At 27.2% G+C, this 13,258-nt stretch carries 10 protein-coding genes; 6 read left to right on the forward strand and 4 right to left on the reverse strand.

Translation table 11 applies throughout. The annotated features are described in order from the left end of the window. Positions 1-24 precede the first annotated feature (24 nt). The 3 genes from J1C67_RS10265 to J1C67_RS10275 form a co-directional block, all read right to left on the reverse strand. The gene (locus J1C67_RS10265) at positions 25-2,940 is read right to left on the reverse strand and encodes a cellulose binding domain-containing protein (protein ID WP_167866729.1); all 2,916 of its coding nucleotides are present in this window, start codon (positions 2,938-2,940) and stop codon (positions 25-27) included. Between the two features lie 177 nt (positions 2,941-3,117). Beyond that, positions 3,118-3,498 (reverse strand): DUF4363 family protein, encoded by a 381-nt coding sequence (locus J1C67_RS10270; protein WP_167866730.1) that lies wholly within the window; start codon positions 3,496-3,498, stop codon positions 3,118-3,120. Continuing rightward, on the reverse strand, positions 3,495-4,250 hold the full coding sequence (locus J1C67_RS10275) for a YetF domain-containing protein (RefSeq protein WP_167866731.1): 756 nt from the start codon (positions 4,248-4,250) through the stop codon (positions 3,495-3,497). The genes J1C67_RS10270 and J1C67_RS10275 overlap by 4 nt, the downstream gene beginning before the upstream one ends. Before the next feature lie 289 nt (positions 4,251-4,539). Here J1C67_RS10275 and J1C67_RS10280 point away from each other — a divergent pair, with 289 nt between their 5' ends. The 4 genes from J1C67_RS10280 (at position 4,540) to thiM (ending at position 8,540) form a co-directional block, all read left to right on the forward strand. Further along, entirely contained in the window at positions 4,540-6,177 is a 1,638-nt protein-coding gene (locus J1C67_RS10280; RefSeq protein ID WP_167866844.1) for a nucleoside kinase, read from the forward strand. Positions 6,178-6,218: 41 nt separating this feature from the next. Beyond that, positions 6,219-6,902 carry an L-serine ammonia-lyase, iron-sulfur-dependent subunit beta gene (gene sdaAB, locus J1C67_RS10285; protein ID WP_167866732.1) on the forward strand — a complete coding sequence of 228 codons (684 nt, stop codon included), beginning with the start codon at positions 6,219-6,221 and terminating at the stop codon, positions 6,900-6,902. Between the two features lie 42 nt (positions 6,903-6,944). After that, positions 6,945-7,505, forward strand: coding sequence for a TVP38/TMEM64 family protein (locus J1C67_RS10290; RefSeq protein WP_167866733.1), 561 nt, complete (start codon positions 6,945-6,947; stop codon positions 7,503-7,505). 138 nt (positions 7,506-7,643) lie between these two features. Continuing rightward, positions 7,644-8,540, forward strand: a complete 897-nt coding sequence (gene thiM / locus J1C67_RS10295) for a hydroxyethylthiazole kinase (protein ID WP_167866734.1) — start codon at positions 7,644-7,646, stop codon at positions 8,538-8,540. Positions 8,541-8,911: 371 nt separating this feature from the next. On the opposite strand, the gene J1C67_RS10300 is transcribed toward thiM, so the two are convergent. Next, positions 8,912-9,832, reverse strand: coding sequence for an IS1 family transposase (locus J1C67_RS10300; protein ID WP_167866735.1), 921 nt, complete (start codon positions 9,830-9,832; stop codon positions 8,912-8,914). Positions 9,833-10,114: 282 nt separating this feature from the next. On the opposite strand from J1C67_RS10300, the gene recQ reads away from it, so the two are divergent. Continuing rightward, entirely contained in the window at positions 10,115-11,878 is a 1,764-nt protein-coding gene (gene recQ / locus J1C67_RS10305; RefSeq protein ID WP_167866736.1) for a DNA helicase RecQ, read from the forward strand. Between the two features lie 327 nt (positions 11,879-12,205). Further along, a complete protein-coding gene (locus J1C67_RS10310; protein ID WP_167866737.1) occupies positions 12,206-13,159 on the forward strand; it encodes a PucR family transcriptional regulator in 954 nt (317 codons plus the stop codon). Positions 13,160-13,258: the final 99 nt, after the last annotated feature.

The following is a 13,258-nucleotide window of genomic DNA, read 5'->3' on the forward strand; positions in this document are numbered from 1 at the left end:
AAATTCGGATTCTGTTTTTTATTATTAATTAGTAGTTTTTAGATTTATAGAAGTTGGTGTTGAAGAACCAACTCCACCTTGACAGGAACCACCAAAGGAAATAGATTTTCCTTTAGGAATACTTCCATTCCAAGGCATAGATTTAAAGTTATAGATATTATTAGAAGCTGAAAAACTACAATCCCAAGCAGAGATAATTTTCTTATCAAAATTAAATGATAAATCCCAACTTGTGATATCTTTATCTGTATTGTTAGTTATTGTAAGGGCATAGTTAGCGGTATTACCTGAATCTTGTACAACTGAAAAATCAACATTAACTCCAGATGCTGGTGGATTAATTTCTGAAGATTTAACAACAACTTTCACTTCATCACTTGAAGTAGTACCATCTTTATTAATAAGGTCTAATCTATAAGTGTAAGTTCCAGAAATTTTATTTGTAAAACTTTCTATAATATTTAAAGGTAATGTACCAATATCACCAATTTTAACTATTTTATTATTTTCATAAAGTCTATAGCTTGTAGCTTTTGAAAAAGCTGGAGTAGACATAGTGATTTTGTAATTACCGGTATTATTAATATTATCTACTGTAAGTAATCCTTTTAAAGGAATTTCAACAGGTGGAACAACATTATTATTAACATAAACAGTTAGGTTGTTACTTGAAGTAGAACCAGAATTATTAATTAAATCAACTTTATACATATAAGTACCGGTTGGTTTATTAATTATACTTTGCGAAATGATTTGATCAGAAGCTGTAAGTGCTCCTGTTTTTATTGTTGCACCATTTTCATAAAGTTTATAGCTAGTTGCTTTAGAACCAGTAGGAATATTTACAGTTAAGTTATAGTTACCATTACTATTTGCTTTATCCACAGTTAATGTAGATTTAGCCGGTAAATCTACAGCTGGGGGAGTAGGCTTATTTGAGCCATCTAGGTTTAATGGGTTTTTATAATAACGTTGAGCTTTAGTTATCCACCAGTAATCATCGGAAGCTGGAGAACCAACAGCATCTGTACTTGCACCAACACCAGCTCCAAAAAGAATGGAGACTATACCAGCATCTTTAGCTTCTTGCATATGATCACCCCAAGTTACTGTATCTCCAGTAACTTTAATTTTAGGATCATTAGCAGTATTTTTACTAAAGTAATTTAATCTTGTATCAGAACCAGCTTTAAAAGTATCACCAAAGAAATAAGTAGGAGCAGAATCTTCATAATTACCAACTGCATTTGTTAAATCTTTGAATTTTCCGTTATTATAAGGATTAGGTTCTTGGCTTGAATTTATATGACCAACAGGTAATTGCCATAGTATAACTGGCAGTTTTGTTTGATCGTGTAATGTTTTTGTATAAAGCAAATAATTGTTCCATAAATCTGCATTCCAGAACCATTTAGATTTTTCAGGATTATCTTTTGCACCATCTTCAAAAGCTCCATCTAAACCATATTTATCAATTGATATGAAATCAGCACCATAAGTTGTTACACCAGCTGCAGAATAGTAATTTGCAGTTTCTGTAGCAACTTGTTTTATAAATTCTCTACCAGCATCAAAACCAATTTGTTCTGTTTTATGAAGTAATCCTTGGTTTGGTATTTCGGGGCTATCGTATGACCAAATATTAAATTGCCATCCATAGTAAGATTGAGGGTAGTATTTGTTTACTGTGTAGTTTATAGATTCAACTAAACCTTTAACACTATTTTCAAATTGTGGGTCTTTACCTTTTACTAGTACTCCTGAGCTGTAAGCACAATCAACAAGTGCAGCTATTTCAGTGGGTTGTTTTTTAGATTGTTGCATCATATAACCTAAGAAATCAGGTTCAAATAAAAGACCAACAGTTTCATCTCCGCCATACTCAACACAAATATCTAATAAAAATTTTAAATCTTTATAATAAGCTTCCATATAAGTTTTATCATTAATATGCTTTATATCAAGATCATAACTTTCACCATCATCAGGAATGTTATAGTAAACAAAGAAAGGTATCATTCCCATTTTCAAGCTTTCAGTAATAAATGTTTTAGCTCTAGCACCATCATCTTGAGTCCAAGTTCTCCATCCTTTCTCAAGAGGGCCACCATTTATATAAACATATCTTACATCGGTTCTTTTATTAGTATCTGTTTCAGAAGTTTCTTTCCAAAAATTTAAATCTTCTACTCTATCTTCAGATACTTGTCCAATCGAAAGATAATCAGGCATTCCAGGTAGTTTTCCGTCAGAAGTTAGAACTCTAACACCTACATGTCTTATATCGCCAGTAGTTTCATCTATTATTTTAAGTCCGCTTCTACCTTTAGAAATTCCTTCTAATTTCAATGTAGAACCGTTTACAATAGATGCCTTAGCAACAGTTGTATTATTTGAGATAATTTTAAATTTAGAGGTAGGGCTTGTACTATTAATTAACTTATATTCTGTAAATCCTTGAGGAATTGTAAATTGAGATTTAATACCTTCATTATCAACCGTATCGACAATGATTTTAGCATTTCCATCATTACCAACCTGAACTTGGATAGTTGAACTTTTAGTGGCACCATTTAAATTTATAAATTCAACATAATAAGAATACATTCCAATTTTTAGCTTACCTCTAATTGGAATAACGACTTGTTGACCAGCAGAGGCTGTAGCTTCAATTTTACCTTCAGAAACAACAGTGAAAGCGTTAGCTACACCAAATTTTTCGTAAAGTTTATAACTTGTAGCAGCATTTCCAGACCAAGTATTACAAGTAATGTCATAGTCACCATTAACATCAGTCCCCCATTGGTTATGAGATACTGTTGGAATCCCAGGAAGGTCAGAACCAGCAGCTTTAGCTGGTATATATGGGAATAGTGTAAAAATAAAAGTAAGAGCAATAGTTGTAGATAAAAATTTTTTCAATTTTTTACTAAAGTTCATTTTTAATCCCCCTTATGTTTTTGTGGTTAATATTTACATCTAAATGTTAACACTTTATTTACATCAAAGAAAGATAAAAACTGAAAAATGAGAATATTTTGAAAATAAATAACAAGTCAAAGATGCAAGATAGATTATCAAGCGGACTTGCTATTTATTTTCAGCGCATTTACTAAATCATAATAAATTTTTTAAATTAGTTTTTTGTATATCTTTCATATTTCTTGATCCGTATCGTAAAACATGAAGGGAAGATAATGCTTCACTATAATCTTTTTCTTTAATGTATATAGATAACCGTAAGGATTCGTTTATTAAACAATCATAATCTACATGATTTACATAGATGGAAGCTATACAACCTTCCTTTTCAATAAATCTTAGAAGAGCGACAGATTGAGTATAAGCTTTATCATTATCTTTAGTATTTAAGGAAATTTCAATTTCTTCACACTTTACATAAATTTCATTGCAAGTTGAAACTAAACTTTTATCTGCAAAGAATAAACATATAAATAAAATTATAAAAAGTCCAATAGATAAAATTGTATTCTTCAATTTTTACACCTCTCTTCATATTCATCATGGAGTTGATAAATAAATTCGCCGGTTGTATCGGTCATTGCAAGAATAACATTATCTATATTATTAATTTTATATTTTTTAAGTTCATTCTTAATCCAAAATATATTTTTACCAGAAGTAGTTAAAGCATTTTTATTAACTTTACCATCTAAAACATATATAACTGGTAACTGAGGGCGCCTATTTTTCTTAATTGGTTTTTTATTATTAGTTGAATTAGATGATTCATCAGAAGTTGCCCCTACACATTTATTATCAGAATCAGAACTACTATTATTAGAATCATAGGATGTTAAAAATGATAATTGACCATTATTTTCAAGTATTGCATATTCAATTTGATTTAAATCGAAATATCCAGCAAGACGTATCTCTTCCATAAGTTCATCTAAATTAATTTGTTGTTTTTTTAAAACTTTAAAATTAACCTTACCTTTGCAAATCATAATACAAGGTTCTCCTTCTATAACTTTTCTTGCTAATTGACTTTTAAGTTGTAGTTGAGTTAATAAAGTTTTTACAAATAATAAAGTTATTATTGGAATAATACCTAATAACAAAGGTAACCTGGTATCTTGCATTGGTAGTGCGGCTAAATCAGAAATCATTATAGTAATTACAAATTCATAGGGTTGTAATTCTCCAATTTGTCTTTTCCCCATTAGTCTCATTACAATCACTACTAATATATAAAGAAAAATTGTTCTTAAAAGTACTATAAACATAAAAAATACACCTCTAATATTTAGTATTTCAAGAATGGTAAATTTTATTCCGAAAATTATGGGGTTTCAAAAAAATAACTAGTCAGATTCTAATGTCTAAGTAAAATAAAAATATAGATATTATTATATTTGACCATATTTTGAGTAGAAGTATATAATATATATATATTAAAGAAAATATTAAAATAATAAAAAGTGCTTAAGGCATTAGAGAATAAATAACTAGTCAAAGATTCTTAGGATTTTTTGAACTACACAAGGAGGAAATCAGGTGGACAGTTTTAATATAATGTATAAAGATGAAAAATTAGAGGTGAAAAAAAATATTATATTTAAAGAACTTATAAAAGAGTATACTAGTGAAAATTATCATAATATTGCATTGTGTAGATTAAATGAAGAATATTACGAATTAGCTAAGGAAGTAAAAGTAAGTGGAGAGTTAGAATTTATAAAAATTAATAGTCCTATTGGTATGAAAATATATTCAAGGACTCTTCAGTTCATATTTATAAAGGCTAGTTTAGATATTTTTCCAAATTCTAAAATAACAATAGAACATAGCATAAGTAAGGGGTTATTTGGTGAAATACACAAGGAAGAAGCTCTTTGTGGCAAGGATATAGAAAAAATAAAGGCGAGAATGAAAGATATAATACAAAAAGATATTCCTATTAATAAAATTAAGGTTAAAAGAGAAGAAGCCATAAGAATATTTAAAAGTTATGGGATGGAAGATAAGGTTTCCTTATTAAATCATGTAGATTTTGAAACTGTTAACTTATATGAACTAGATGGAAGATATGATTATTTTTATGGTCAAATGGCATATTCAACCGGATTTATAAGAGCTTTTAACTTAACTGAATATGAGCCAGGATTTGTATTGGAAAATCCTATGGAAAGTGATCTTGATAAATTACCACCATATAAAGATCATAAAAAATTATCCCAAATATTTTTAGAAACAGAAAAATGGCTAAATATTTTGGGGGTAGGAGAGGTTGGATCTTTAAATGATAAGGTTGAAAGTAGCGAATTAAATGATTTAATTATGGTTTCAGAAGCTCTTCATGAAAAGAAAATAGCATATATAGCAGATATGATTAAAATTAAAAGTGAAACTAGGGTAGTTTTAATTGCAGGACCCAGTTCTTCAGGAAAAACTACTTTTGCAAATAGACTAGGAGTTCAGCTCCGAGTAAATGGATTTATTCCTATAAGAATATCTTTAGATGATTACTTTGTTAATAGGGAGGAGACACCAATAGATGAAAATGGTGAATTAAATTTTGAAAGTATTTATGCATTAGATTTAAAATTATTTAATGAACATTTAAATATATTATTGGGTGGAGAAGAAGTTGAAATACCAAGATATAATTTTAAAAAAGGTGAAAGAGAGTGGCCTAAAGAAAAATTAAAACTACCTCCAAATGGGATAGTTATAATAGAAGGGATTCATGGATTAAATCCTATATTAACAAGTGCTGTAGATGATAAAAATAAATTTAAAATATATATATCAGCATTAACACAATTAAATTTAGATAATCATAATAGAATTGCAACTACTGATATTAGAAGACTTAGAAGAATTGTTAGAGATTATTTATCAAGAGATTATGGAGCAGAGCAAACATTAATTATGTGGCCATCTATAAAAAGAGGAGAACAAAAAAATATATTTATCTATCAGGAAGAGGCGGATGTAATGTTTAATTCTACCTTGGTTTATGAGTTATGCGTATTAAAAAAATATGCACTTCAAGAGCTTGAAAAAATAAAACCTGAAAGTCCAGTATATTTAGAAGCAAAGAGATTAAAGTCATTTTTAGGGTTTTTCAAGGAAATAGATAAAGAATATGTCCCAGGAAATAGTATTTTAAGAGAATTTACTGGCGGGAGTATCTTTTATAAATATTAGTAGTTTATTTAAATGTTAGATCTCTAAGGAGGAGAAAAATTATGAAAAATTTTGGAATTTTTGATATATTAGGACCTATAATGATTGGTCCTTCTTCATCTCATACAGCAGGTGCTGCAAGACTTGGCAAAGTTGCAATGGTAATAGCAGATGGAGAAATTGAAGAAGTAACATTTTTATTACACGGATCATTTGGAAAAACTTATAAAGGACATGGAACGGATAGAGCTTTAGTAGCTGGAATATTAGGGATGGAACCTTCGGATATAAACCTCCGAAATGCTTTAGAAATAGGAAGAGAGCAAGGCTTGAAATTTGAATTTAAGGAATATGACTTAGGAGATGAACATCCTAATACAGTTAAGTTTTTGATTAAATGTAAAGATGGGAAAAAAAGTGAAGTTGTGGGCTCTTCTATAGGAGGCGGAAGCATTCAAATTAGTGAAGTTAATGGAAATAAAGTGGAATTTACTGGGAATTATCCTACAGTAATTATTTCACATAAAGATGTACCAGGAGCTGTATCAAAGGTTACTAAATTTTTATATGAGGATAATGTAAATATAGCATTTATGAAGGTTTTTAGAAATCAAAAGGGGAAAGAAGCAACAATGGTATTTGAAGTAGATTATGAAATATCTAATATTACATTAGATAAGATTAAGGAAATAGATGAAATAAAGAAGGTTATAGTTATAAACCTAACAAAGAATGGGGAAAAATAGGATGGCCTAAAAATGCATTAGTTAGTGGGAGCGAAATGATAGATGTTAAATATAGAAAACGTAGTAAATATATTTAGAGAGTACAGTATGTTATCAATACCTATTTCACTATTATTAAGTATAATAATAGCATTAGTTGGAGTGGTACCATCAATATTTGTAACAGGGGCAAACATAATTTTTTTTGGTCCTACTATAGGTTTTCTTATCTCATTAATTGGTGAAACAGTAGGAGCATATATAACTTTTATTGTTTATAGAAGTGGATTTAAGAAAGGTGCAGAAAACATTACTAATAAATATAAATTAGTGGGGAGAATAGTAGAAAGCAGTGGTAATAAAACAGCTTTATTAATATTTGAAGGACGTTTAGTTCCATTTATACCATCAGGATTTATAACATTAGCAGCTTCAATAAGTAATATTAATATAAAGCTATTCACTATAGCCACACTATTTGGGAAAATACCATCCATAGCTTTAGAATCATTAATAAGTTATGATGTAATCAATATTCAAGAAAACTTTATAAGGATTGGAATAACAATAATATCATTATTACTTATATTAATGACTATTAAGAAAATAAACAATAATAATTGAAAGTATAGTCATTGACTATACTTTTTTCTTTTTATGAAAAATATACAAATAAAAAAATATAAGAATAACACAATTAGTGAATATGTAGAATAATATACAATAAAGTTAGTTTTTATTCAAAGAAAGGATAAAATAAATATGAAAATAAGTATAGAGGCATTGACTGAAGTTCTAAATTTACAGAAGGAAAAGCAACCTCTTATACATTGTATTTCAAGTATGGTTACTATGAATGATTTAGCACAGGGAATTCTAAGTTATAATGGGAAACCAATTATGGCACCTGGCATTGATGAAGTAGGAGAAATAACAGCTAGCGCTAATGCGTTACTAATTAATCTTGGAACATTAGATAGGAGTAGGGTTGAGGCTATGGAGAAATCTATTAGAATAGCTTCAAAAAAAAATAAACCTATAGTTTTAGATGCTATAGGAGTTGATATTTCTTTTTTTAGGAGAGAAATAGCTTTGGTGTTCTTAACCAGATATAAAATAGATGTTATAAAGGGCAATGTATCAGAAATTAAAGCATTACTAGAGAAAAAGCCTAAGAAAAATAAAGAACACAAAGAAATTATAGAATCTAAAGAACAAAATAGAAATAATGGAAATGAAGAATTTGTTAAAAATACTATAAAAGATGATTATGAAATTAGAGAACAAATGAGAGAGTTTTCTAAAAAATATAAAAGCATATTAATAGCAACAGGAAATGAAAATTATATAACTGATGGATTTAGTGAGTTTTTTATTAATAATGGAAATGATGAATTTGATAGAGTAGTTGGAGTCGATAGTTTATTAGGTGGGTTAATTTCAGTGGGGGTGGCAGTAGCCAGAACAAATGCAGAAAAAGTACAAGCCGTGCTAATTGCAATAATGACTATGGGTGTAAGCAAAGAACTAGCTTATGAAAAGATGGACAAAAAACAGGGACTAATATCTTTAAAAAATTCTTTAATAGATGAAATTTCCCTTATAAATAATAAAAAATTAGAAGCTATGGGGAAAATATCATATATATTTAAAAGGTAGATATATTTAGGGAGCTGAAAGAAAATAAATTAATACACATAAGAGGAAAAATATTAAATTAAAATATAAAGCAACAAGTGTAGTTAGATTTGAACTTTACTTAAAAAAGGTACAGTTCAAATCTAATTACTTAAGTTTTTATTAAATTAAATTTGCAAATAATTAAGAGTGTAACATATAACCTAAATTACTCTATAGGACTCTGTTTTATAATAATATTGGTATAAGTAATTATTTCTATTTATAATATATTAGAAATAGAAATAGAAATAGAAATAGAAATAGAAATAGAAATAGAAATAGAAATAGAAATAGAAATAGAAATTTTGGAAGCAGTGTATAAAATAAGGCGATTATTAAGGCAAATATATTTAGAGAATGCAAACTTCGGTTTTTATGAAGTTTTTATTGGATTTAAAAGTATTTTCTAAGGTTAATAATTTTATTAATTTGGCTATGTCATGATGAATATTTTTAAAAAGGATTATGTACCAACTCAAATAAGACCATAGATATTTAGTAGCAATTCCTCTAAATATATAAAGCCATCTTTTTATATTGACACCAAATGATTTAATTATAAGATCATTTTTAGATGTACAAGGCGTTAAATTTTTATTATGTTTCCTTGCAAGGTAACATAAGTTAGTATCTGTATAAACATTTATAAAAGCATTTTCATCTATTTTAGAGTAGAAAGATTTTTCAACGAAGGCATAATCAAAATAACCTTGAGAAATAGGTCTAGACAATAGATTATTATTAACATCTATAGCTGAAGCTACCCAAATAGTTTGCCTATTACGAAGAAAGTGAGGGGGAATATTTCTGCATCCTTTAAAGTTTTGTTTGAAATTCACTTTGAACATTTCTACACAGCCAGTTAATATTTTAGGCTCAACAAATGAATTTTGCGTAAATAAAATCTTATGCCTCCAGTAAAATGAAGTTGCAATATTAATTTTAAGATATTTAGCACAATAACGAATAGATCTTCCTTCCATCATCAATTCTAAATATTTAATCCATAAATTGATATTTTTTTTAGAATAGCTCCAAGGTGAGTTTGTAGTAACGGAAAAAGTGCAAGAACATTCTTCATTTTTACATTTAAATCGTTGAAGTCCTTTATAAGTTCCATGTTTTATAAAATATGTAGACTCACATCGAGGACAACATTTAATAGATTCTTTTTTTTCATTATATAAATCTACAATATTTAGTTTCTCTAAATTATTATCTATTTGATTATTATCTTTATCAGTAACTTGATTGAAAAAATTTTGCAACAAAATATATCACCTCATAAATGATTGTTGACATAAATAACATTAAATAATCAGCAACAACATTTAAATAAAACATAATACTAAGAAGAAAAAAAGGAAATATATTAATAAGTACAATCTAAATAAAAAATAATCAAAGGGAATATGAATAGGAACAATCACAAAATAAATTAATTATAGGTATATCTATATAAAGAGGGAATATTATAATTATTAATCTATTATGTTATAATTTATTATAATAGATTAAAGGAATAATAGATATTATAAGGAGGGGAGTAATACGTGACTAGTCCTATAGAAATTTTAAAAAAGTATTTTGGGTATAGTTCTTTTAGGGAAGGGCAACAAGAAATAATTTCAAATATAATGAGGGGAAGAGATAGTTTTGCTATTATGCCAACTGGTGGCGGAAAATCTGTATGCTATCAGATTCCAGCAGCTATATTTAGTGGGATAACTTTAGTAATATCTCCTCTTATATCATTAATGAAGGATCAAGTTGATAATGTCAATGATATAGGAATTAATGCAGAATATATAAATAGCACTCAAAACTTAGATGAAATAAAATGTATTTTTGAAAGATGTTATAAAGGTGATGTTAAACTTTTATATATTGCACCTGAAAGGCTTGAAAATGATTATTTTATTAAAATGCTTAGAAGGATAACTATAAGTCAAGTTGCAGTTGATGAAGCTCATTGTGTTTCTATGTGGGGACATGATTTTAGAAAAAGTTATACAAACATAGCACCATTTATTAGGAGTTTAGAAAATAGACCAATAGTAACAGCTTTTACAGCCACTGCAACTATGGAAGTAAGAAAAGACATAATTAAATTATTGGAACTTTCTAATACATATACCTATTTAGGAAGTTTTAATAGGGATAATTTATCTATTAATGTACACATCGAAGAGGATAAATTGGAATTTGTTAAGGATATGATTAGGGAAAAAGAAGAGGAATCTGGAATAATATATTGTTTGACAAGAAAAGAAGTGGATGCTTTATATGAATATTTAAAAGAGAATGGATATAATGTTGGGAAATATCATGGTGGCATTAAAGATGAAGAAAAGAAATATTGGCAGGAAGAATTCTTAAATGAAAACATAAATGTTATGATAGCCACTAGTGCATTTGGAATGGGAATAGACAAATCAAATGTTAGGTACATAATTCACTTTACGTTACCTAAAAATATAGAATGTTATTATCAAGAAATAGGAAGGTCTGGAAGAGATGGAGGAGTGGCAAAATGCCACTTGCTTTATTCAAGACGTGATATAAGAACTTTAGAGTATATGATAAATTCAACTACCAGTATAGGTAGAAGACAAATAGATCTTATGAAAATTCAAGGTATGATAGATTTTTGTGAAACTAAGGATTGTTATAGAAGTTTTATATTAAAATATTTTGGAGAAGAGAAGTTTAATAATTATTGTAATAACTGTAGCAATTGTTTGAAAAATGATGAGCTTAGGGATTATACAAGGGAAACTCAAATGATATTATCTTGTGTTTATAGAACAAGAGAAAATTTTGGGATATCAGTTTTAATAGATATCTTAAGGGGATTTAGAGGTCCTAAAATAATTCAAAATAAATTAGATGAGTTAACTACCTATGGAATAATGAAAGAGTATAATAATAAATTTATTAGAGATTTAATTAAAACCTTAATAGACCTTGGATATGTAGGCTTAAGAGATGGAACTTATTCTATGCTAAAATTAAATGCTAAATCAATAAAAGTTTTGAAGTCACAGGAAAAAGTGATTTGTAAGCTAGAAGAAGATGTGGAAGAGCAAATTTTAGATAAAGAGTTATTCCAAAACTTTAAATTATGGAGAAAAGAAAAAGCTTATAAAGAAAAAATAAAACCATATATTATATTCTCAGATTCTACTCTTATAGAGTTATCGAATAAACAGCCTAAGGACAAGGAAGAACTTATGGCAATAAGGGGAATGGGAGAAAAGAAATTTGAAAGATATGGAGAAGAAATTTTAGATTTAATAAATTTAAAAAAAGTATGAAAACAGTAGGTAGATTTATTCTATTTACTGTTTATTTTTTATATGACTAAGTAAATTGTTATATAAGTAATTATTTATTTGAAGATGCTTAGATTAAAATTATCGTAATTAGGAGTGCTTGTAAAAGTATACAAAAAATATATGGTTAAATTGTATGATGTTACTATTGAACAAAAACGTTTTCAGGAGTATAATTCAAATATAAAGTAAATGACTACAAGTAATTATAAAAAAGAAAAGGTGCATTTGTTTTCAAAATTGGAATCGGTACCAAAAAAATGTAATGGTTTAGTTTAATGAAGTTAATATTATAAAGAAGGTGAATTTATGAATAGCTTTAAATATTCTTTAAAAGAAATAGAAAAAGATATAGATATAGATATTCCATTTAGAGTAAAAGATGAAAATGGACATATATTAATAAATTTACTAGAAGATATCGGTGAGAAAACTATAGAAACTAAGTTAGAAACAAAAGGTAATAACTTAATAATAGAAACTAGTATGGAATTTAAAAATTGTATTGGACTTTTAAAATATTGTATAAAAGAAAAGCTTAAAGATACTATAAAGTCAAAAGAAGAGATAATACAGGATATATTAATTGGGAAAAGTTTTTGTGATGGAATGTTAGAATGTCCTATAAGAAGTATTCCAAGTAATATAATTTTAATACATAGAATAAGTGATAAAGATGAAATGTTTAACATACTATTAGATAATAAGATGCAAAGTGAAGAAATATTAGTATCGCTAGATAAGTATATAGTTGCTTTAGTTAATGATGAAAATATGGACAAGTATTTAAATTCCATTAGAGAAATAATAGATACAAATCCAAAGATAGATTATTATACAAGCTATGGTATTACAAAAGGAGTATTAGATTTAAAAGAAAAATTTGATTATTTAAAGGAAAATATTAATCTATGTATGAAATATAAACTTAAAGTAAAAGTATATAAGGAAAATGAATTAATTTTAGAAAGAGCATTAGAGTCAATTAGTGAAGTAGAAAAGAAAAAAATATATAATGACTACAACAAAAAACTATCAAAGTTAGATGATGATTTAATAAAGACAATAGAAGTATTTCTAAAAGAAGGGCTTAGTGTTAGTAATGCATCAGAGAAGCTGTATATTCATAGAAATACATTGTTTTATAGAATAGATAAAATTAAAAAAATAGTTAATTATGATATAACAAACTTTAATGAAGCAACAGAATTTAAAATCATATTTAACTTATGGAAAGCTAATAAAAACAAAGAGGTTATTTAATTTCATATGGAAAGGTTTCCGAAAGATTAAATAACCTCTTTATTTTTAATATATACTATAAAGTAAAGTTTTTAGACAGTATTTAGAAGTTAAATTAAC

Source organism: Clostridium gasigenes, assembly GCF_017348895.1.
GTDB classification, from domain to species: Bacteria; Bacillota; Clostridia; order Clostridiales; family Clostridiaceae; genus Clostridium; species Clostridium gasigenes.